At 53.4% G+C, this 20,564-nt stretch carries 20 protein-coding genes; 6 read left to right on the forward strand and 14 right to left on the reverse strand.

What is annotated here, in order from left to right; all coding sequences use genetic code 11:
• Positions 1 to 79 precede the first annotated feature (79 nt).
• On the forward strand, positions 80 to 421 hold the full coding sequence (locus H8K47_RS02615; RefSeq protein WP_186879868.1) for a hypothetical protein: 342 nt from the start codon (positions 80 to 82) through the stop codon (positions 419 to 421).
• Positions 422 to 596: 175 nt separating this feature from the next.
• Here the strand turns inward: H8K47_RS02615 and H8K47_RS02620 are convergent, their stop codons facing one another.
• A complete protein-coding gene (locus tag H8K47_RS02620; RefSeq protein WP_186879869.1) occupies positions 597 to 1,070 on the reverse strand; it encodes a hypothetical protein in 474 nt (157 codons plus the stop codon).
• A 356-nt stretch (positions 1,071 to 1,426) separates the two neighbouring features.
• A complete protein-coding gene (locus H8K47_RS02625) occupies positions 1,427 to 2,494 on the reverse strand; it encodes a carbonic anhydrase (protein ID WP_186879870.1) in 1,068 nt (355 codons plus the stop codon).
• Positions 2,495 to 2,821: 327 nt separating this feature from the next.
• On the opposite strand from H8K47_RS02625, the gene H8K47_RS02630 reads away from it, so the two are divergent.
• Positions 2,822 to 3,676: an enoyl-CoA hydratase-related protein gene (locus H8K47_RS02630; protein ID WP_186879871.1), complete on the forward strand. Its 855-nt coding sequence runs from the start codon at positions 2,822 to 2,824 to the stop codon at positions 3,674 to 3,676.
• Positions 3,677 to 3,734: 58 nt separating this feature from the next.
• On the opposite strand, the gene H8K47_RS02635 is transcribed toward H8K47_RS02630, so the two are convergent.
• The 9 genes from H8K47_RS02635 to H8K47_RS02675 form a co-directional block, all read right to left on the reverse strand.
• On the reverse strand, positions 3,735 to 4,025 hold the full coding sequence (locus H8K47_RS02635) for a hypothetical protein (protein WP_186879872.1): 291 nt from the start codon (positions 4,023 to 4,025) through the stop codon (positions 3,735 to 3,737).
• A gap of 61 nt (positions 4,026 to 4,086) precedes the next feature.
• Positions 4,087 to 5,028: a hypothetical protein gene (locus tag H8K47_RS02640; RefSeq protein ID WP_186879873.1), complete on the reverse strand. Its 942-nt coding sequence runs from the start codon at positions 5,026 to 5,028 to the stop codon at positions 4,087 to 4,089.
• Between the two features lie 232 nt (positions 5,029 to 5,260).
• On the reverse strand, positions 5,261 to 6,199 hold the full coding sequence (locus H8K47_RS02645) for an MBL fold metallo-hydrolase (protein WP_186879874.1): 939 nt from the start codon (positions 6,197 to 6,199) through the stop codon (positions 5,261 to 5,263).
• Positions 6,200 to 6,210: 11 nt separating this feature from the next.
• Entirely contained in the window at positions 6,211 to 6,417 is a 207-nt protein-coding gene (locus H8K47_RS02650; protein WP_186879875.1) for a DUF1289 domain-containing protein, read from the reverse strand.
• Positions 6,418 to 6,422: 5 nt separating this feature from the next.
• Positions 6,423 to 6,917, reverse strand: coding sequence for a YbaK/EbsC family protein (locus H8K47_RS02655; protein ID WP_186879876.1), 495 nt, complete (start codon positions 6,915 to 6,917; stop codon positions 6,423 to 6,425).
• Between the two features lie 73 nt (positions 6,918 to 6,990).
• Positions 6,991 to 7,317 (reverse strand): PilZ domain-containing protein, encoded by a 327-nt coding sequence (locus tag H8K47_RS02660; protein ID WP_186879877.1) that lies wholly within the window; start codon positions 7,315 to 7,317, stop codon positions 6,991 to 6,993.
• A gap of 132 nt (positions 7,318 to 7,449) precedes the next feature.
• The gene (locus tag H8K47_RS02665; protein ID WP_186879878.1) at positions 7,450 to 8,703 is read right to left on the reverse strand and encodes a TIGR03862 family flavoprotein; all 1,254 of its coding nucleotides are present in this window, start codon (positions 8,701 to 8,703) and stop codon (positions 7,450 to 7,452) included.
• A gap of 283 nt (positions 8,704 to 8,986) precedes the next feature.
• On the reverse strand, positions 8,987 to 10,363 hold the full coding sequence (locus H8K47_RS02670) for an ATP-binding protein (RefSeq protein WP_186879879.1): 1,377 nt from the start codon (positions 10,361 to 10,363) through the stop codon (positions 8,987 to 8,989).
• Entirely contained in the window at positions 10,360 to 11,034 is a 675-nt protein-coding gene (locus H8K47_RS02675) for a response regulator transcription factor (RefSeq protein ID WP_186879880.1), read from the reverse strand. Before H8K47_RS02675 ends, H8K47_RS02670 begins: the two co-directional genes overlap by 4 nt.
• Before the next feature lie 180 nt (positions 11,035 to 11,214).
• On the opposite strand from H8K47_RS02675, the gene H8K47_RS02680 reads away from it, so the two are divergent.
• From H8K47_RS02680 to H8K47_RS02695, 4 genes are read left to right on the forward strand one after another with little or no spacing between them, the layout of a single operon-like run.
• A complete protein-coding gene (locus H8K47_RS02680) occupies positions 11,215 to 12,363 on the forward strand; it encodes an efflux RND transporter periplasmic adaptor subunit (RefSeq protein WP_186879881.1) in 1,149 nt (382 codons plus the stop codon).
• Positions 12,363 to 15,449 (forward strand): efflux RND transporter permease subunit, encoded by a 3,087-nt coding sequence (locus H8K47_RS02685; RefSeq protein ID WP_186879882.1) that lies wholly within the window; start codon positions 12,363 to 12,365, stop codon positions 15,447 to 15,449. Before H8K47_RS02680 ends, H8K47_RS02685 begins: the two co-directional genes overlap by 1 nt.
• Positions 15,450 to 15,451: 2 nt before the next feature.
• Positions 15,452 to 15,772 carry a DUF3240 family protein gene (locus tag H8K47_RS02690; protein WP_186879883.1) on the forward strand — a complete coding sequence of 107 codons (321 nt, stop codon included), beginning with the start codon at positions 15,452 to 15,454 and terminating at the stop codon, positions 15,770 to 15,772.
• Positions 15,769 to 17,025 (forward strand): TolC family protein, encoded by a 1,257-nt coding sequence (locus H8K47_RS02695; protein WP_186879884.1) that lies wholly within the window; start codon positions 15,769 to 15,771, stop codon positions 17,023 to 17,025. Before H8K47_RS02690 ends, H8K47_RS02695 begins: the two co-directional genes overlap by 4 nt.
• A gap of 97 nt (positions 17,026 to 17,122) precedes the next feature.
• Here H8K47_RS02695 and H8K47_RS02700 read toward each other — a convergent pair whose 3' ends face one another.
• From H8K47_RS02700 to H8K47_RS02710, 3 genes are all read right to left on the reverse strand, one after another.
• Positions 17,123 to 18,220, reverse strand: a complete 1,098-nt coding sequence (locus tag H8K47_RS02700; protein WP_186879885.1) for a substrate-binding domain-containing protein — start codon at positions 18,218 to 18,220, stop codon at positions 17,123 to 17,125.
• 696 nt (positions 18,221 to 18,916) lie between these two features.
• Complete coding sequence (locus H8K47_RS02705; protein ID WP_186879886.1) at positions 18,917 to 19,717, reverse strand: head GIN domain-containing protein; 801 nt, start codon at positions 19,715 to 19,717, stop codon at positions 18,917 to 18,919.
• Positions 19,718 to 19,740: 23 nt separating this feature from the next.
• A complete protein-coding gene (locus H8K47_RS02710) occupies positions 19,741 to 20,526 on the reverse strand; it encodes a DUF1700 domain-containing protein (RefSeq protein ID WP_186879887.1) in 786 nt (261 codons plus the stop codon).
• Positions 20,527 to 20,564 lie beyond the last annotated feature (38 nt).

Genomic DNA, 20,564 nt, shown 5'->3' on the forward strand with positions numbered 1-20,564 from the left:
GCCCCACCCGGCTCAGACAGCGGGTGGCGGCTTCCAATTCAGATAACTCACACAAGGCCTGATGAGCATGAAGGTATGGATGAAAATCATTGGAATAACAAGCTGGATCTTGTCCCTGTTTTTTTTCCTTACAGGTGCATGGACGGCCAGTACAAATGAATCAAACCTCGGCTTGCTGTTTCTTGTAGCAATCTTTTTCGTGATGCCTGTCACCTTGTACAACTGGCAGTTTGGACGCCATAAAAACACACCAGAAACATTGACGGTCGTCGCCAGTCTATTGCCTTTGGCAATTGTCACGGCGTTTAGACATGCTTTCGAACCCTGGCTAGTCGGCTTTGTCGTTTTAGTCTGCCTGATGGTGAATGGCAGCGCTGTCATAAAATTGCGTCGCAAATTCCCGCAAGATTTTCGACGATAAACCAGCATCACACGCCTCGCACAGCGGCAGAGGCCAGACAGTTCAGACTCAGGCATACTGAATGGTGTGAATCACTGGAATTTTCGGTGATGCAAACGCAGGCGTTGTACAGTACAAGGATGTGTGGGGGTCTTGTTTCAACCTGGAGTTTGTACCTCCCGGTTAACATGCTTTGTTACTCATGCCGATCAAACTTCCACTGCCCATCCACCTTAATAAAAATAAAATTCTCGTCAATCGCGCGTTTATCTCGCAACAGAGTATTCAGTTCAGCACTGAGTTGTATCGTATTTGCATCCATCACAGACCATTTCCAAATTTTGCTAAAACCGTATCTGTTCATTTCATTTTGCATCGGTGGGTAGCGCAGCACCCGTCTACCATTTTCTGTGGTGCGTAATTCTAAAGTTTCTTTGCGAAACTCTTTTTGAGTCAGGCTATAAAAAAACTGCATGATGGGGTTGATTGCATCGCGAACTATCGCAACTTCATCTTTATTATTCAACTCACTGAGATCGACTCTTTGCTTCCCCTTACGATAAGGATCCTCTTTTAAAAAGCTCAGATCCCAGCCACCATTGTCGGCAAGAAGATGGCCAGGGAAGCATTGCAGTAATGTGACGATCACTAGCTGGCAAAGAATTTTCATGTGAATACGCAGATATATCTATCTTAAATTGAGACAATTTTTCGGCAGCAGCCCAGGCTAAGTAACATATCTTGTCGACACTTGACGAATTTAAATCCAACTTTTCTTTATCGGCCGACATAGAAACCAAACACTTAAATTTCATCATGCCTGACTGACCAGCGTAGTTCTGACTCGGTATCAATTCTCGGTATCATATAAAGCACTTAGCTATGTTTCATTCTCGACATGAAACATCTCTTTCCCTGATACCGAAGGTACTGTAGTGACTGTTTTGTATCACACTGTCGCAATCCCCAAAAAAATACCCGGCTGATACGCCGGGTAAACTGGATAGACAAACTGATGCGCGCCGCTTAACTCGATTCTTTAATCATGCGGCCAAAACTTTTTTGTACCGGTCTGGCATTCATCGGATATAGCCGATGGAAAATGCCTATCTGTTCTGCCGACAATTCTATCGGCTCTTTCATCACCATCCATAACACGCCTTCACTGCAAGGTGGGGTGGTGAGTGAACCCATATAGGTGTAATAGCCGCGTTTGAGTGGCAGGATATTGCTGAGGTCCATGGCGCTCAGCGCAGAGACCGCTTCATTTTTTTCGAGTGGCAAATTATTCCAGACCAGCTGTACCAGTGCATGCGCTTTGCCACGTTCGATCAGCACCGCCACGACCGCCAGCTTGCCATCGGCGTCTTTGTGCACCAGATGTACCACCATCTCAAAACTCTTGCCATTGATGCGTTCTTCCGACGGTTTGTGAAAGTGGAATTGCATCAGTTCATAACTGCGGCCCATCACGGTGATGAAGTTACCGGCAGCGACATTGACTTGTATCGTATGGCCGTTATCGATCACATTAAAGCCAGATAATTTGTAATCAAAATTGATGGGATCGAGATCGACCTTGATGCCGTCGCGGATATCGATCGGCGACTGACGATCGCCGTTGTCGCATTTAGCATTAGAGGGATTCATTTTTCCCCAGTTGAGCGGACTGCCCTCACCCTGATATCCCCAATGCAGCGCGCCATGACCACCCATCGCAGCAACAATTGCCGCCGTGCCGTGCTCGGCTTCTTTTTTAGGTTCTGCTTTTTTCACTACCGGAGGCGCATAGCTACGCACTACAGGACGGGCTTTGGGCGCTTCCTCACGTTCTTTGTCTTTGCGTAAAACAGCTAAGCGTTCGGCGATTTTTGCGGCGAGTTCGTCAGCCTGCAAGGCTTCTTTGGCAGCCGCGTCTTTTGTGTCTTTTTCTTTGTCTTTGGATGACTTTTTCGTGTCTTTTTTCTCAGACGCACCGTCTTCCTTGGCCGATGCCTGCTTGATCGGTTTGGAAGGCGACGAGGCTGGGCCGTCATTTGCGTGAGCAAAGCTCGCCAGCAGCAGGGTCAACAGGAGGGCGGGATAGCGGCGCATAATCGGAGCATTTCTGATGGGGAATAGTTCGGTTACGGCAATTCCGGTGACAAACTTGAGTCTGAGCGCAAAGTTTGCCGAATTCCGCTTAACTCCGCAGATACCAGGGCCTGTTAACATTTAAATTACGAGATGCGGAATCTGAATGTAAGCAGGCCCTAAGGTATCCTGGCACGCTTTTCGCCGCAAAGCGCGCCTGGGTCGGCAGGTAATTAGATGATATTGTGCAAAACAGCTGCGCTGAGCTGGGTTAAGCTTGACGCCGGATTGATGGCCTCAACGATGCAGGCCACTGTGCTGATTTCCCCATAACAACCAGGAGACACGATGACTTATCAATGCTTTGACTTCGAACTCAGCGACAAAATCGCACATCTGCGCTTTAAGCGCCCGGATAGCATGAACACCATGCAGCCAGTGTTTTTCCGTGAGCTGAGTGCGATACTGCGTCAGTTACAACAGGAAGCCGCGGCGCGGGTGCTGATCCTGTCTTCGACGGGTAAGCATTTCACGGCAGGCATGGCGCTGGATGTGTTCACCAGTGGCAGCTTCAGCCTGGACGATCAGCAAGCGACCGGACGCGCCAATATCGGTCTCGTGCTGCAAGACATGCATCAATGTTTTAACCAGCTGGAAGCCTTACGCATGCCCGTCATAGCAGCAATCCAGGGTGGTTGTATCGGTGGCGGTGTCGATCTGGTCTGCGCCACCGATATCCGGCTGGCCAGCCAGGATGCGTTTTTCTGTATTCAGGAAATCAATATCGGGATGACCGCCGACCTCGGTACCTTACAGCGTCTGCCTAAGCTGATCCCCGAAGGCATCGTGCATGAGATGGCCTATACCGGCCGCCGCTTACCGGCTGGGCGCGCCATGGCGGTCGGGCTGGTCAATGAAGTGTTTGATACACAGGAAGAGATGCTGGCAGCAGCGCTGCAAATGGCGACAGAAATCGCCGCCAAACCGCCAATAGCAATCTGGGGCAGCAAGCAGGCTATCCATTATGCACGTGACCACAGCACGCATGACGCTTTACAGCAAATGAGCTGGCTACAATCCGGCATCTGGCAAAGCAGTAATCTGCTCGAAGCCTTCATGGCAAAACAACAGGGCCGCGCCACCCAGTTTGCCGACCTGGCACCGCTGAAACCTTTTACGGATGCGGCTTATACGCTGAAATAAACGATCTCAACGAGCGCCCGTGGCCCGGCGTTTGCTCAGGCTAAGGGCGCGATATAGTTCAGCGGTAAGCCTTGACTGCGGTATTCGCCCCGCTGACCAGAATGACGCCTGCCCACAGCAGTTTTTTCCCGGCTGGCGCAGCGGCTTTTTCTGCCAAAAAGAGGATTTGCGGCGTCGGGCGCTTACCGGGAGGCAGATCATTGAAGGTCACCAAATTGGTGATACGGTTTTCGTGAAATGACAGTGCGACCCGCTGAAATTCTGCACCGGTCGCCTCTTCACCGGCGATGGCGAGGCTGATGTCGTCCAGCGTCAATTGCGGATCGACTTCGACGATGTAAGTGAACATTATTTTTTCCTTCTCAGTTCGCTATGCGTAACAAGCAAAAAATCAATCAAACAGGCTGAGTTTAAAAACCCTGCGCTTTAAAGGCCGCGTTCAGCGCACGTATGGCGACTTCACGATCCGTATCATCAGCCAGATTCTTCGCTGCGCGAATCTGCGTTTTCAGCAACTGCAAGGCCCCTGTTTTACCGTCGCTGCCATCCAGTGTGGCAGGTAATGCATCGGGCTTAACGCCCAAGGCAGTCAGTATGGCTTTCGCCTTATCCGGCGTCATCGCTGGCGAGCCCACCGCATCGGTCAGACTGCCTAGGCTAATGATTTGCGGCTGACTAGGAACCGGCACTTTATATAGCACGGCCAGTGCTTTATCGCTCTGCGCACTGCTCTCAGCTGCCTGCGAATTAATGAATTGCAGTGCGCCATTCAGGGTGCCGGCCAGATAGTATTCATTCAGATCGGTGACTGCTCGTTCGAAAGGATAGTTCTCTGTCGAGGCCGACAGGCCCAGCAGAATTTTGTAGAGCACTTCCTTACGTTTGGCATTCATGGTCGCCACCAACGCCTGTATGCTTTTTTCGTAGTAAAAATCTTTGTCTATGGTGGTTTTAGCACCGCTGATACCGGCTGCGGCGACTGCCAGATTGGATTTCGCCTGTAAGCCGCCAACCAGCGTACCGGCCAGATTCAGGCTCATATTGACCACGTCAGTAGCGGCATCCAGTTGCTGTTTGTCGGAAGTCAGAGTGCGGATAAATTTCAGATATTGCAGATCCATTTGCACCAGGCGTCCTGATACAAAACGGTTACGCGCATCCTGCCGTTTTTCTGCATCGAGTTTGTAATATTCGCTGATGTTGGTGGCGCTCGCGAATTCTTTAGAAAGCTGCTCCAGATCCTGATCGATATTGAAGGAAGGCTCGGGCGCACCGCCACTGCGAATGCTGTGACAAGCTGAGAGCTGCAAACCAAATACCGTTATCGTGATGATGAGTAGAAATTTACGCATGATAATCCCCCAAATTGCTCGCTGTTTTGCATCGCTTTATGTGCGTTCTCGCACTTTGTGTATTTTGTGTACATTAGCACTATTTAATTTTCTGAAAAAGAAAGTGTTAAAAATTATTGAGCACTGATGTATCTAAGCGACAAAAAATTCATTTACGGAAATTTTGTTTCCGTACATTTCTATCTAGAATGGATATAAATTTTCTGAGCCGATCAAAAAAATCCAGAATTTCTCAGCAACTGATGAGGTAGTCCGCCTCCAGTTTTGCGACGCCGGCACCAACCAGTTCAGCAGCAAGCTGACTCAGTAAATCCTGTACCCAGGCGGCATCGAGTATTTGATCTGCAGGCAGTAACTGACAGGCGGCAGCCTGCATCAGCCGGCTGCGGAATAGCTGCAGATTCAGTTGTGCCAGCGTGATCTGCCGCTGATCGAGCAACATGAAGGCGATCAGCACTTTGAGTGCATTACGTGCATTGCGCTGCGGCTGGGACGACAGATAATCAAGTCTGCCGCGGGCGCGTGCCAAGGCACTGCTGACATCGTTAAAAGGCGCCCCGTGGCCGGGTATCACGATACGAGGATTGAGCTCTGCAATCAGTGCTAATACCTGTGCCTGTTCAGCAAAACCGGAACCGCCTTCAAGCTCAGGAAAAATCACGCCAAAACCGTTTTCCCATAAGGCGTCAGCAGAAATCAATATGCCTTCCTGCGCGCAATACAGCATGATGGAGTGAGGATCATGGCCAGGTGCCTGTATCACTTCCCATGTCAGTCCTGCCAGTTGCCAGCGCTGCCCATGCTGCAATCCGCCATCACACTGAAAGCGCGCGCACTGCTGACCGGTCGCCAGAAAACTCAGGCGTTGTTCATCCCACTGCTGTACGGCATCCATTTCCTGCGCTGGTACCCAGGTCTGACTGGCGTATTTTTTCTGCAATAATGCATTGCCGCCACAATGATCGGAATGCAAATGGGTATTGAGCAGCAGGTCAAGTTGGCGGCCCTGTAAGGCGTGACTCAGCAAAGCCAGCGTTTGCGGCGCATGCGTCAGATAGCCGGAATCGACCAGGACACAACGCTCTGCATCCTGTAACACGATATTATTGGACGACAGCCAACCACGTTCCAACACTTGTATGCCCGGGGGGAAGCGCAGCGTGGTGGTCATCGCGAATGCGCTCAGAACATGCGTTCTTTGACCTGATGCCAGATCTGGATTTTACGTTCATTGCTGGCATTGCTCCAGCCGGTCAGCTCAGGGACGGTACGGAAGCAGCCAGCACACCAGGCATTTTTTTCATCCATGCGGCAAACACCAACGCAAGGTGAAGGCACGGCTTGTGCAGGGTCGGCCAGCGCCGGATCAAAATCGTAAAGTATGCTCATAGTGCTTAGTCAGGGTTAAGTGCAATATCTGCCAGTGGTGCACCGGTCATCGCCTGCAACTGCTGCGGCGTCATCGCAAACACCGCATGCGGATGGCCGGCGGCGGCCCAGACAGTCTGGTATTGCATTAAATCGCGGTCGATCAGCAGGATCACTTTTTCCACGTGCCCGATCGGACACACGCCACCTATCGCATAGCCAGTTTTTTCACGCACAAAACGCGCATCGGCTTTGGCCAGCGGGCCGGTGATAGCAGCGACTTTGCGCTCATCGACGCGGTTATTACCACTGGCGATCACCATCACGGCGGCATCATCGGACTGACGGCGGAATACGATGGATTTGGCAATTTCAGCTACGCTGCAGCCTAGACCGGCAGCGGCTTCGGCCGAGGTTTTGCCAGTCTCAGGCAAGAGCACAATCTGGCGATCATGTCCTGCTGCCTGCAGTAAGCGCGCCACGGCAGCGGCGGATTCGGGTAATACCTGTTCCTGATGCATAGTTCACCTTCAGAAAATGCAGACAAAAATCCTGTGGGATGGCTGCCATCATACAGCCTTCCTGCCACCTGGTTCAGCCACCCCAGCTTTGCAGCAATTCCTTGTGTTCAGGCGGGTAATTACCGATTCTCAGACCGGCGCGGTATTCGCTGCCGCTCAGTATGGTGTAAACACAAGTGGCCTTGCAGACCACCTGGGTGCGTGCAGAAGCATCTTTGTGGCTGGGCACTTCCATCATCATCTGATATTCCTGCTTTTCCTTGAGCATGACGCCAGACTGCATCTGTATGCCAGAAGCAGAAAAATTAACTACTTTAGCCGGCACAATGCGCCCCGGAGCTACCTGGATGGCAGCCCGCCATGCAACAGGAAGACGCGCAGAATTACGGGAATCACTCATAAAGCTAGCTCAGAAAACGACGAAAAACGAAGATATAGGCGATGCAAACCCAGAATTGTAACAAGATCTTGCGCTGCCGTAAGAAATGATATCGATATTCATACAAATTCTGTTAATTCTACGAATCTCCACTTAATTTTCACTGTTTAACCAGTCTAACGCCGCCTGCGCCGCCTGTTTTCCAGTCGCGAAGCAAGCCGTCAGCAAATAGCCGCCGGTCGGCGCTTCCCAGTCCATCATCTCACCGGCACAAAACACGCCGGCACGCGCTGTCAGCATGCCACGTGCATCGATTGCACTGAAACGCACGCCACCAGCGCTGCTGATCGCCTCATCTAAAGGACGGGTAGCCATTAAAGGCAGCGGCAATTGCTTGATCGCCAGCGCCAGCGCATTGGTATCAGCCAGTTGCGCTTTACTCAGCAATTCGTACAACAAGGCGATCTTTAATTTATCCAGACCCAGCCGGGTTTGTAAAAAACTGCTCAGCGAGCGTGCGCCACGTCCTGACTGCAACTCATGCAATACCCTTTCGGCCGATTTGTCGGGCAAGAGATCCAGCTCCAGCACGGCGCTGCCCTGTGTCAAAATCTGGTCGCGCAATGCGGCAGATAAGGCATAGATCAGGCTGCCTTCCACACCACTGGCGGTGATCACAAACTGCCCCTGACGCATGGGCTGCTCACTATGCTGCACACGCGCAGCGACGGTCAGCAGCGGCTGACCGGCAAATTTTTCCTGGAAAAATGGTGTCCACGGGCGCTCAAAGCCACAGTTAGACGGCAGTAAAGGGCTCAACGCCACACCCTGCTGGGCGAGCAGCGGCATCCAGCTGCCATCCGAACCCAGCCGCGCCCAGCTACCACCACCCAAGGCCAGAATCAGCACATCGGCCTCAACCGGAATTTCAGCATCGGCATGCGCAAAGCGACAGCGTCCCTGTGCATCCCAGCCCAGCCAGCGATGACGCATGTGAAAGCGCACACCCTGTTCACGCAAACGGTGCAGCCAGGCACGCAGCAAAGGCGCCGCCTTCATATCGGTCGGAAACACACGGCCAGAGCTGCCGATAAACGTAGCAATACCCAGTCCCTGCGCCCAATCGCGCAAGGCCTGATTATCAAAAGCCGCCAATGCCGCTTGCAAGTAATCAGCCGCTTTGCCATAGCGTTGCACAAAACGGTCCATGGGTTCGGAATGGGTCAGGTTCATTCCCCCCTTACCGGCCAGCAGAAACTTGCGGCCTACCGAAGGCATGGCGTCATACAAATCGACTTGCAGACCTTGCTGCGACAGGGTTTCAGCCGCCATCAGTCCAGCCGGACCACCACCGACCACCACGGCACGGCGGAATGCAGGAACAGGTAAAGAAGATGGCTGAGTCATGGTGTTTCCGGTAAAAAGCTAAATGAGGACTTACGCAAAAATTGTCCCGGCAAGGCTAAAATCCCTTTGGTGCTATAGGAAACATCGCTGGTAAGCGATGTCCGTTACACCATGGCGACGCAGGCAGTACGCAGTGTACGACAAGGAGCCATAACGCAGCTGGGGCGGTTTTGCGTAAGTCCTAAATACAGGTTACTGCCACAGTCAGGTTATTGGCTATGGCAATCAGGGGCGTAATGATACGCTGCTTCAGTCGGTTCAGCCGATTTAGTCTGCCAGGAATTCAGCCCCAGGCCGGGAATTCCAGTCTGACCCGCAAACCCTGCCCCTCATCGCCGGCTGACAATTGAAGGCTGGCCGCATGGGCATCAGCAATATTTTTCACGATGGACAGCCCCAGTCCGCTACCGGGCTGATCAGCGCCGGCCAGCCGGAAGAAACGCTGCAGGACTTGCTCACGGTATTGCTCGGGAATGCCGGGGCCACTATCCTCGACTTCCAGCCATGCCCGGCCTGAATGACTGCCACAGGACAGCCTCAACCGCCCGGGGGCGGGCGTATAGCGTAATGCATTTTCTATGAGATTTCTGACCAGGATGTGCAATTCGGCGGCATCCACCCTCGCCCAGGCTTGTTGTAAGTCCTGTTGCCAGGCCAGTCCGACAGCTTCCGCTTCTGCTTGCCAGTGGATGCAAACTGACTGCAGACTGGCCGCCAGATCACAGACCGGATGCTGTGCGTTCAGGTGGCTTTCCGGCTCGCTGCGCGCCAGACTCATCAGTTGTGCAACCAGGCGGCTTGCCCTTTCCACACCGGCGCGCAATCCGGCAATCGCTTCGGCACTTTCTTCCGGATTGCGCGCACGCTGCAAAACCTGCAGATTGGTTTTCAGACCAGCCAGCGGCGTGCGCAATTCGTGCGCGGCATCAGCGGTGAAACGCTGTTCACGTTGCAGGGTTTGGGCGACCCGTTCAAACAAGCGGTTCAACGCATGCAATAAAGGATTGATCTCCATCGGTGCATCCGCCGCACTGAGCGGCTGCAAATCGCCGGGTTGGCGTTGTGATACCTGACTCGCGTAATCTTGCAGGCTGCGGAATACCCGGTTCACCGCCCACCAGATGGCCAGCACCAGCAAGGGGATGATCAGCAGCGCCAGCGCCGCCAGCCGGTAGGCAAAGCGACTGCTGATTTCCTTACGGTGGCTGATCGGTTCCACCACCTGAATCTGCACCGTACGGGGCTGATTCCAAATCGAGTAATGACGCCATTGACTGGATTGCAGGTTCAGCCAGCTGTAACCATCGGCTGCCTGTTGCCGAAACGGGGTTTCCGGCGCTCCTGAATTTTTATAGAGCAAACGACCATCGGCACTCCATATTTGGAATAGCAGGTATTCCTCATGATGAGCCGCAGTGGATTCACCGAGCCGGTGCGCCTGATGCCAGCTACCTTCGCCAAATTCGTGTTCAGCCAGTGACAACAGGATATGTGCAGTTTCTGCCAGCGACTGATCGAATAATTCGCGACTCTCGCGGTCCGCATCCAGATACACCAATACGGCGCTGACGCTCCAGATACCGATGGTCAGACTCAGCAAAATACCGAGCAGGGTGCGGCGTAAAGACCATTGTCGCGGCGCTTCAGCGGTCGCACTCATGACGGGGCTCCTGGCAATTTATCCATCATATAGCCAACCGCATGCACGGTACGTATCAAAGATTTGCCGAGTTTCTTGCGCAAGTGGTGGATGTGAACCTGAATCGCATTACTCTCTACTTCTTCGCCCCAGCCGTAGACCGTGCTTTCCAGTTGTTCACGGCTCACGATCTGGCCCTGATGCTCAATCAGCATCAACAAGACGCTGAATTCTTTTGCGGTCAGTGCCACCGGCTGGCCATCCAGCTGCACGCTGCGCGCCGATACATCAATCAGCAATCCCGCATAGCGGATCAGTTCCTGGATACGGCCATGTACCCGGCGGCTGGCGGCCCGTAAGCGCGCCGATAATTCATCCAGATCAAAGGGTTTGATCACAAAATCATCCGCACCCGCGTCCAGCCCTGCGATGCGGTCCGGAATCTGATCACGCGCCGTGATCACCAGCACCGGATGATGGTAATCACGCTGTCGCAACTGGCGCAGGATCTGCATGCCATCCATGCCCGGCAAACTCAGGTCCAACAGTATCGCCTCGTAATCATGCTGCAACACCGTCGTGACCACACTGTCGCCGCGCTGCAGCCAGTCCACCGTATAGCCAAGCTGATCCAGCCCCAGCTGGGTTGCACGTCCTAACTGCGGATCATCCTCAACTAACAAGATACGCATACTGTTTTCCCTGAGTTTTTTCGGTCTGGTTTTGGATTGTAACGCCGCTTTGTTAAGAACTCCTTAAGTTCTGGCCTGCATCATGTCGCTCACAGTTCAGTATGCACCCGTGGTGTGTGCTGCATGATTAGCTCCACTATCTCAACCCAAATCATCACCTACTCACAGCGAGCATCCACTATGACTAAGCTAACCCTGACCTGTCTGCTGCCCTTGCTCGGCATGCCACTGGCCAGCCTTGCCAGCGAACCGGCCCAGATCACGCTGAACAGCGCACAAATACAACGCGCAAATATCGCCACCACAGCCCTGATCAGCAGTGAAGCCTCCGCCAAAACCACGACCGGCACACCACAGGGCCTGCATTTATCCGGCACTGTCATCAGCCCACCCAATGGTCAGGTGATCGTCAGCAGCATGGTCAGCGGTATAGTGCAGGAAGTTCAGCACAATGCGCTGCAAGCGGTGCATCAGGGACAGCCCATCGTGGTCTTGCATAGTCCACAGTTAATGGAAATGCAGCGCGAATATCTGCAACTGGCAACCTCGGCGCGGCTCGCGGCTGAAAAACGCGAACGTGATGAAAAGCTGCTACAGGAAGGCATCATCGCGCGCAGCCGCTGGCAGGAAAGCAGCGGCGCCGCGGTCCAGGCCGAGGTGGCGGCGCGTGAACGTTACCAAAGCTTGCGCAGCGCAGGCCTTAGCGATGCGCGCATCAACCAGTTACTGAATAAGCAGCAGTTATCACCGGTGCTCAGTATCAGCGCCAGTGCCAGCGGCACGTTAAGCGAACTCAGTGTCAAACCAGGTCAGCGTATTGAGGCCGGAACCCCGATTGCAGCTATCAGCAAATCCGGTCCTTACTGGGTAGAGTTACAGGCCTCGGCCCAGCAGGCAGCCCAGGTACGTATCGGTGACAGCGTGAGCATCAACCAGTGTGCACCGTTGAAAGTGATTGCGATCGCCAATCAGGTTCAAAGCCAGAATCAGACTAGCCTGATCCGGGCAGCACAAAGTAAGCGCGAAGATTGTCTGCAACTGAACCAGTATGTGGAGGCGCGCATACAGAACAGCCAGATACCTGCTGCCTCCGTCGCTGTGCCTTTAAGCGCAATCGTCCAAAATCAGCAGCGCAGCCACGTGTTTATCCGCAATGACAAAGGCTTTCAGGTAATACCGGTGCAAGTACTCAGCAAACAGGGCGAGCTGGCGTGGCTGCAAGCCAGTCATCCTGCGCTGCGCGCAGGTAATCAGGTGGCGAACCGTGGCATAGGCATACTCAAAGGCGCCTGGCTGGGACTGGGCGCGGAAGAAGGCGGAGAAAAATAATGCTGGCCAAACTGATTGCATTTTCACTGGCGCAGCGCTTGCTGATGCTGGTACTGACACTACTGCTGGCAGCGGCTGGCTATCAGGCGTTTCAAAGCCTGCCTATCGATGCCTTTCCCGATGTATCCAGCACCCAGGTCAAAATTATTCTGAAAGCACCCGGTATGACGCCGGAAGAAGTCGAGGCGCGCATTGTGGCGCCGGTTGAGCAGGAATTGCTGGGCATACCGCGCCAGGCCATCCTGCGCTCGCAATCCAAATATGCGATTGCCGATATTACGCTGGATTTTCAGGAAGGCACGGACGTATTCTGGGCGCGCCAGCAAGTCAGCGAACGCCTGAGCAATGTGTTAAAAGACTTACCGCCTACCATCAGCGGTGGTCTGGCACCGATCACGACACCACTCGGTGAAGTATTTATGTTCACCATCGAAGGCCCGCTCTCGCTGATGGAAAAACGCAGTCTGCTGGAATGGACCATACGTCCGCAGTTGCGCAACATCCCCGGTGTGGCCGATGTCAACTCACTCGGTGGTCTGGTCAAAAGTTTTGAAGTGGTACCCAATCCGGATGCACTCAGCGCTCGCGGCCTGACGCTGGCGCAATTACGCGCTGCGCTGGAAAGCAATAACCGTAATGACGGTGCCGGGCGCTTATCTTCTGGCGAAGAATCGCTGCTGGTCAGAAGCGACGGCAATATCCGCACACTGGATGATGTCGGTGCAATTGCAATAGCTGAACAAAACGGCGTCGCGATTCGCATCCGCGATGTGGCACAAGTCAACATCGGCGCGCTCAGTCGCTATGGCACAGTAACCAAAGATGGTCAGGGCGAAGCGGTGGAAGCACTGGTGCTGGCCATGCGTGGTGCCAATGCACGTCAGCTGGTGCAGCAAGTGCGCGAACGCCTGAACAACCTACAGGCGAGTCTGCCAGCCGGCACCACCATCAATACCTTTTATGATCGCGGTCATCTGGTTGAACGTGCAGTTCAAACTGTCAGCAAAGCGCTGGCAGAGGCCAGCATCCTGGTCGTGATCCTGCTGTATCTTTTCCTCGGCAATCTGCGCTCAGCACTGGTAGTGGCCTGTATCCTGCCTTTGTCAGCACTTGGCACTTTCATCCTGATGCAATACTTCGGCCTCACTGCCAATCTGATGTCGCTAGGCGGATTAGCGATTGCCATCGGTATGCTGGTCGATGCGGCGGTGGTGGTGGTCGAAAACATAGAAGCGCACAGCGGACACCAACAAAGTGCCTTGCTGCCACGCCTGCATGTGATCTACCGTGCAGTGAAAGAAGTCGCCTTACCGGTCAGCGCCGGTATCTCGGTCATCATGATCGTATTTCTGCCGCTGCTGTCGCTGCAAGGACTGGAAGGCAAGCTGTTTGCACCAGTCGCGCTGACGATCATTTTTGCGCTGGCCAGTTCGCTGATCCTCTCGTTTACCGTCATCCCCGTGCTGTGCTCGTGGTTGCTGCCAGCCAGCCATAGTGATAACCCACGCCTGGTGCAATGGATGGAGCAGCGTTATCAGGCGCTGTTAAGCCGTGCACTGCAAAACGGCAAACTGCTGGCCGGCATCGCAGGCCTGATCTTAGTGGCCTGTGCAGCGCTGTTCCCGTTCATCGGTAAATCCTTTATGCCGGTGCTTGATGAAGGCGATATCATTTTGCAGATAGAAAAACTGCCATCTGTGAATTTGCAGGAATCAGCCCGCATTGATCAGGCGGTACAACAACGTATCCTGGAAAAAGTGCCGGATGTCGCCAGTATCGTGGCGCGTGCAGGCTCCGATGAGCTGGGACTCGATCCTATGGGATTGAATGAAACCGACAGTTTCCTGGTACTGAAACCACGCGAACAATGGAAAGCCGCGAACAAAGACGCCTTAATGGCACAGTTACGCGCAGTGACTGCTGAATTTGCCGGTGTCAATTTCAGTTTTACCCAGCCGATAGAAATGCGGACGTCGGAAATGCTGTCCGGTGTACGCGGTGATCTGGCGGTCAAAGTGTATGGGCCGAATGCCGAGATACTCAATCAGCTGGCGGAACAAATCGTGCAGGTACTCAATGGCATCCAGGGTAGCCAGGATGTGCTGAAAGTACAGAACGAGGGTGTGCAGTATCTGCAACTCGATATTCAGCGCGAAGCAGCCGGTCGTCTGGGCATGAGCGTGGAACAGATACAGAACGATGTACGGACTATGGTGGAAGGCAATGTAGCCGGCGTGGTGGTAAAGGAAGGCCAGCGTCTCCCTTTACTGGTGCGTGGCAGCGAGCAAACCCGTTTGTCGCCGGAGTTGTTCAGCCAGTTGCGCTTAACGCCGCGTGAAGGTGTATCCGTGCCCTTGTCGCAGGTGGCGCAATTACGCACGGTGGAGGGCCCGGTCAAAGTCGAGCGTGAAAACGCATCGCGCCTGACCGTGGTGCGTGCCAATGTGCATGGCCGTGATCTGGTGTCCTTTGTGGAAGAAGCGCGGCAGCAGGTGGCAGCTAAAGTGAAATTACCGGCCGGTTATCAGATCGGTTGGGGTGGACAGTTTGAAAATCAGCAGCGTGCTGCGCAACGTCTGATGCTGGTGGTGCCAGTGGCCTTGGCACTGATTTTCCTGCTGTTGTTTTCCAGCTTGCAAAGCCTGCGTCAGGCCTTGCTGGTACTGGCGAATATCCCGTTTGCCTTGTGCGGCGGCGTGGTGGCACTGGCAATCAGCGGTGAATACCTGTCAGTACCCGCCTCCGTCGGATTCATCGCACTGATGGGTATTGCAGTGCTGAATGGCCTGGTGATGATCAGCTACTTCAATCAATTGCTGGCGCGTGGCGTGGCGATGGTTGAAGTGGTCAGCAGCGGCGCGCTGCGTCGCTTCCGTCCTGTCATGATGACCGCCAGTATCACCGCCTTCGGCCTGGTACCGCTGTTACTGGCGACTGGCCCCGGCTCCGAAATTCAGCGCCCGCTGGCCATCGTGGTGATTGGTGGTCTGGTCAGCGCAACCGCCTTGACGCTGATTTTGTTACCGGTTTTATTTGCACGCTTCGGGCTGGCCAGCCAGCCGGGCGGCACTGCTGAGAAAGTCTGATCATGATTCATAACTTAGAACAAAACGCCGTGCTGCAGCTGGCCATTCCGCGCACGCTGGATGAAGACATCGCCGATTTGCTGCTGGCGCATCCTGAACTCGCATCCGGCTTCACGCTGCTGCCAGCACAAGGTATGGGACAACATACCCGCCTGTTGAGCGCCATGGAACAGGTGCAAGGCCGCAGCCAGCGTCAGTTATTTCTGGTCTGTGGCGCACTGGCTCAGTTACGCGCCTTGCTACAACTGCTTAATCAACATTTTCCGGGTGCCGATATCCATTACTGGATCACGCCTGTGATCGAATCAGGGAGTCTGCAATGAACACCATGTATGTCCGCCTCAGCCTTGCCGGTCTGGTGCTGTTGAGTCCGCTGAGTTTCGCGAATTCCGGTCATCCGCTGGCACCGCCATTTGCTGCCATCCTGCCTGCTGAAGCGCAGGTCAGACTGGCCCTACATCAGCTACCCGAGCTGCGCACCGGAAAACTGCAACAGGAACTGGCAGTCGCCCAACAACAAAAACTCAACAGCGGCTCCCACGAATGGCAATTGAAGCTGGCGCAGACTCAGCGTAAAGATGCCGCTGCCGTCGTCACACGTGATCAGGAAATCAGTGTAGAGCGTGCGGTACGCTGGTTTGGCAAAGCCAGCCAGGATCAGGCGCTCGGTGAGAAAGGCAAAGAAATCGCACGCATCGCGCATGCCGATATCTGGCATGAAGCTGCGCGTGGCTTGTTGACTGACTGGTTTGATACCTTGCGTGCGATACGCTATCGCCAGCAAGTGGAGGAGCAATGTGTGGTGCTGCAGGAAGTGGTGAGCATCGCCAGCAAACGCGTCAAAGCCGGCGAAGCGGCAAGGCTGGAACAACAACTGGCCGAAACCGAACTACAACGTCAGACTGCTCTATTGCAGCAGGCACAGCTGCGTGAAGAACAGCTGCTGCGCAATTTGCAAACCCGTTATCCCGAATTACCGGCACCAACGCTGACCGTACTGCCGCAACCTTTACCGGCCGTGGCCAATAGCAAGGCAATAGAAGAAATCACTGAAGATAATCATGAGGTGGAATTGCTGGAACTGGAAGCCGAAATGGCCAAAATGCAGGCCAGCCGGGTGCGCGCCGACACCATGCCAGACCCTGTGCTTGGCATACGTGCGGCACGTGAACGCAATGGGCAGGATAGTCTGATTGGTTTCAGTATCTCGATACCGCTGTCAGGCACTGCGCGTCAGGCCGATGCGCAGGCTGCCGTCAGCAAAGCCGGTATCGCCCAGGCCAAGCTGGATCAGGTGCGCAGCAAGGTATTCCGCGATGCGCAACGAGTGGTGGCAGAGCGCGAACAATCCTATCGCATCTGGCAAACCCTGCAAAACGTGAGCCAGCAAAGTCAGGCACAGGCACAAACCATGCTGAAAGCCTATCAGCTCGGGGAAGTCTCGCTGACCGATAGCCTGCAGATACGGCGTTATGCCATGGAAGCCAGGCTCAATGCCGAAACCGCTCAGCTCGATGCCTTAATGGCTCAGGCGCGTTTTGAACTCGATGCGCATCATTTATGGTCGATAGACTGAATGCTGAGAAAGTGCTGGTACGCTTACGCAAAAAACATAAAAGGCAGCCTGGCTGCCTTTTATGTTTCATCCCTGAGTCTGAATGAAATCTCTGAAATCACTTATTCCAGATTTCCTGATAATGGTGGCGGAAATCATTGGCCGGTTCAAAGCTGTTTTTAGCGCCGCCGTCATACGCAATATTTTGTGCTGTGACCAGATGTGGCGGAATCGCGAAATTGCTGGCTGGCTGACCACCGAAGGCGCGGTTCAGTTCATCCACCAATTGCCATGCCTGCTGCGTCAACGGTTCCGGCACCGTACCGGTCTGTATACCATTGCTGCGTATGCGTTTATATGCGGTAGCTGAACCATCGCCGGCCGCCACACCCGTCAATTTATTATTGCTGAGCAAAGCCGCAATTGGTGCGGATTCCAGCATATCAAAATAATAGTCATTGACCGCAATCACATGGGTCCATTTGGCTCCATGGCGTTTAACGGCACTCTCAACGGCTGGCTTCATTTTCAGATGAGTTTCTGCCAGCGGCACGTCTTCCACACTGAGTAATTTGCAGCCTTCACATTGCTTGACGGTTTCTATGATCGCCGCAGATTTGGCTTGTAAAAACGGATTCGTGGAATCGGTGAATACCACGATACCCGCTTTGTTATTTGACTCAACCACAGTCAGCAAGGCGGCCAGCTGTGCGACCTCTTTGGGGTTGGTCGCGAGGTTGGTGAACAGACCATCAACCGGTCCCGGCTTCAGTGAGGCATGCCAGCCTACCACAGGAATTTTAGCGCTGGCAGCAGCGGCCATGCCTTTGGCCTGGGTACTCACATCAACGCCAGCCAGAATAATGCCATCGGCTTTCATATCAATGGCTTGCTTGATAATCGCGGCACCTTGATTACACCTGCCACGACAATCGATAGGCAGGGTTTCCCAACTGGCTGCCATGCCGGCTTCCCGCACTCCGTTAAACAAGCCTGAAGTACCGGCATCACTCATGTCGGCAGCAATAAAAATGATCTTCTTTTTTTTCTGTAACTTCGGACCTTCAACCGGACCATCCCATTTATTTTTTAAGGATGCTGCGCGCGCCACTTTGGCATTGGCACGACTTAAGAATTGCATAGGATTTTCTTGTGCAGTCGCGCTGGCGATGAAACTAAACGCAACAAACAACACGGTCAGGCACTTACTTTGCATAGCAGTCATGATTCTGGGTTGGTCAGGTTAAAAACATGCCTGCGCCGGTCTCACGCCGCAGGGTCTGCACTTCATCGATTGCACTAAACAAAACTACGGGACTGACGCAGGCTTCAAACTGCACAAGCATACGAAGGGGAACCATAACGCCGCCTGGGCGGTTTTACCTCAGTCCAGAACTACTGTGATTTGCTTACATCCTTTTACATCTGCTTACGTCCGTTCGGATTATTGCAGAAATCTTCTCGCTGTAAATAGAGTTTGCTTACCACTCGTCACGACACTGAATTTAATTCAGAAAGAATAAATATTTTCAATCTAAAAAACCAAATTGCAGCCATTTCTTACTTAATAATTTAGTTTTTTAGTAAAAAATTACCCTTAACTGCGGATAAATAACAACAATTTAGATTAATTCCCGCGAAGTGAAGAAACTGTGTTTATTGACTATTGGTTGGATATATCAATAAGCATAGCGCCATCCCATGTCGCTAATGCAAATATTGCGCCAGCTTGTTGCACCGATTTGTTGCATGTTCAGAGGAAGGGGATCTGGGACGCAGCATGTCGACAGCTGCGGAAGAAAGGAAAACAGAGAACACAGAAAAAACAACAGACAGAACAACCGGATGGCACTCAGGTGCACATCCGGCACGGCTTACAGCTTGCGATCATGGGTCTTCAGCAGATACGGCATTATTTCCAGATGATGTCACCGGAGCCGTGACGTTCAATACTGCGTTTTCCAGGATTGCCACTGATGACGGCGTCACCGCTACCCGACAATTTAATTTTGATGTCTTCGCTCACCCAGGCTTTCACATCGCCGGAACCCTGCTGTTGCAGTTGCGCCTGGGACGCCTTGAGTCCCGTCGCGTTCAAATCACCGGAACCCATGGATTTCAAAATCAGCAGACGGCTTTGTCCCTTCAAGATCGCATCACCTGAGCCCTGCATCGTGAGATCAATGGTGTCACCGTTGGGCAGACCCAGATTCAGATTACCGCTACCACCCAGTACAGCTTGTACCCGCTGAAAATCAGCATCCATATTCAGATCGCCGGAACCTTTCAGTATCAACTCTATCTGTTTCGCTTTGAAGCCACGGATACTGCCATTACCGCTACCGCTGAGCTGGACTTTTTCTATCGCAGGTAAAGCCAGTTCCACCCGGGTCTGGTCGGACTGACCAATTGCAATGAATAAACCACGGGTACTCACGTACAAGGTATTTCCTTCGACTTTAGTGGTCACACGCGGCACCAGTTTTGCGTCCCCGCGCACCAATAACTCAGCTTGAGTCGCTTGTCTTAAGACCAGATCGACCGGGCCATTCATGACGACATTCAAGACCTGTTGTTCCATAGGCCGGACTTCGCTGGCAACCGCGGCTGTCTGAGTACCCGCAGCATGCGCCTGCATCAACCAGGCGGTGGCTGAGGTCAACACCAGTGATACAGCCAGCATGCTGACACCGGTACGGATAAGTTTTTTCATGATATGTCCTTTCTCAAAAATCTTCAGGCGGTGTGCATAGGGGCATGACGCAATTGCTGTGCAGTCCAGCGCAGATAACGTACAGCACCATGCCAGCTAAAACGGGTCAGCCAAAAAGTCAGCATCATCAACAGGATAGCGCCGATTATCATGCCCAAGCCTTTGACTGCCTGCCACGTTCCCATAGGCTCGCTAAAGCTGAATTGAATATCGATCGGTTCAGCCTTGATGGTCTGTGCGGTGTGCTTTGCTTCCGGCAGACTGGCTGCAACGACGTCGGCGGTGGTCGCGGTCTGGGCATGTACACCGCTGCCATTGATCTCTATTTGCACCGGTTCATGAGCAATGCGCGCATCAAAACTCTGACGCACAGTCACAGTCTGGGTTTGTGGGATCTGTACATGGAATTGTGAAATACCAGCCACACCGGCTGCCGCGAACAGGATGCCGCCGAAATACAGACAGACCGAGGTCACAAATCCGGCGAACAGGACGCTGACAGCGGCCATGACAGGTGCAATCAGCAACAGGTTCAGGAAGGCCAGGCCAGTCAGCGCGACAAACAGGCGCGCCAGATTCACGAGACTGAAGCGTACTTGCAAAGCGTGGTAACGCACGCTGGTTTTCTTTTGTGCCGCTACCAGTTCCGGTTTAGGCAGACGCGCCGCGATGCTTTCTTCGCTCTCCCCGGCCAGCATCGCGTCAAGGAATTTTCGCTCATACGTCCACAGGCATTCTTCGATCACCGGGCCGGGCAGGCCAGTCAACGCCTGTTGCAGTGCATGCATATAGGTCGCTTTATTCATCATGACTCCGTGTGGTAAGTGGTATAGGAGTCATGATAAGG

The sequence above is a fragment of the Cognatundibacterium rugosum genome, from assembly GCF_014284365.1.
In the GTDB taxonomy this organism is placed as follows: domain Bacteria; phylum Pseudomonadota; class Gammaproteobacteria; order Burkholderiales; family Burkholderiaceae_D; genus Undibacterium; species Undibacterium rugosum.

What these genes read in the sequence shown, in the direction of transcription:
- H8K47_RS02615 (WP_186879868.1), top strand. Translation starts at nt 80, where the DNA reads ATGAAAATCATTGGAATAACAAGCTGGATCTTGTCCCTGTTTTTTTTC.
- H8K47_RS02620 (WP_186879869.1), bottom strand. Translation starts at nt 1,070, where the DNA reads ATGAAAATTCTTTGCCAGCTAGTGATCGTCACATTACTGCAATGCTTC.
- H8K47_RS02625 (WP_186879870.1), bottom strand. Translation starts at nt 2,494, where the DNA reads ATGCGCCGCTATCCCGCCCTCCTGTTGACCCTGCTGCTGGCGAGCTTT.
- H8K47_RS02630 (WP_186879871.1), top strand. Translation starts at nt 2,822, where the DNA reads ATGACTTATCAATGCTTTGACTTCGAACTCAGCGACAAAATCGCACAT.
- H8K47_RS02635 (WP_186879872.1), bottom strand. Translation starts at nt 4,025, where the DNA reads ATGTTCACTTACATCGTCGAAGTCGATCCGCAATTGACGCTGGACGAC.
- H8K47_RS02640 (WP_186879873.1), bottom strand. Translation starts at nt 5,028, where the DNA reads ATGCGTAAATTTCTACTCATCATCACGATAACGGTATTTGGTTTGCAG.
- H8K47_RS02645 (WP_186879874.1), bottom strand. Translation starts at nt 6,199, where the DNA reads ATGACCACCACGCTGCGCTTCCCCCCGGGCATACAAGTGTTGGAACGT.
- H8K47_RS02650 (WP_186879875.1), bottom strand. Translation starts at nt 6,417, where the DNA reads ATGAGCATACTTTACGATTTTGATCCGGCGCTGGCCGACCCTGCACAA.
- H8K47_RS02655 (WP_186879876.1), bottom strand. Translation starts at nt 6,917, where the DNA reads ATGCATCAGGAACAGGTATTACCCGAATCCGCCGCTGCCGTGGCGCGC.
- H8K47_RS02660 (WP_186879877.1), bottom strand. Translation starts at nt 7,317, where the DNA reads ATGAGTGATTCCCGTAATTCTGCGCGTCTTCCTGTTGCATGGCGGGCT.
- H8K47_RS02665 (WP_186879878.1), bottom strand. Translation starts at nt 8,703, where the DNA reads ATGACTCAGCCATCTTCTTTACCTGTTCCTGCATTCCGCCGTGCCGTG.
- H8K47_RS02670 (WP_186879879.1), bottom strand. Translation starts at nt 10,363, where the DNA reads ATGAGTGCGACCGCTGAAGCGCCGCGACAATGGTCTTTACGCCGCACC.
- H8K47_RS02675 (WP_186879880.1), bottom strand. Translation starts at nt 11,034, where the DNA reads ATGCGTATCTTGTTAGTTGAGGATGATCCGCAGTTAGGACGTGCAACC.
- H8K47_RS02680 (WP_186879881.1), top strand. Translation starts at nt 11,215, where the DNA reads ATGACTAAGCTAACCCTGACCTGTCTGCTGCCCTTGCTCGGCATGCCA.
- H8K47_RS02685 (WP_186879882.1), top strand. Translation starts at nt 12,363, where the DNA reads ATGCTGGCCAAACTGATTGCATTTTCACTGGCGCAGCGCTTGCTGATG.
- H8K47_RS02690 (WP_186879883.1), top strand. Translation starts at nt 15,452, where the DNA reads ATGATTCATAACTTAGAACAAAACGCCGTGCTGCAGCTGGCCATTCCG.
- H8K47_RS02695 (WP_186879884.1), top strand. Translation starts at nt 15,769, where the DNA reads ATGAACACCATGTATGTCCGCCTCAGCCTTGCCGGTCTGGTGCTGTTG.
- H8K47_RS02700 (WP_186879885.1), bottom strand. Translation starts at nt 18,220, where the DNA reads ATGCAAAGTAAGTGCCTGACCGTGTTGTTTGTTGCGTTTAGTTTCATC.
- H8K47_RS02705 (WP_186879886.1), bottom strand. Translation starts at nt 19,717, where the DNA reads ATGAAAAAACTTATCCGTACCGGTGTCAGCATGCTGGCTGTATCACTG.
- H8K47_RS02710 (WP_186879887.1), bottom strand. Translation starts at nt 20,526, where the DNA reads ATGATGAATAAAGCGACCTATATGCATGCACTGCAACAGGCGTTGACT.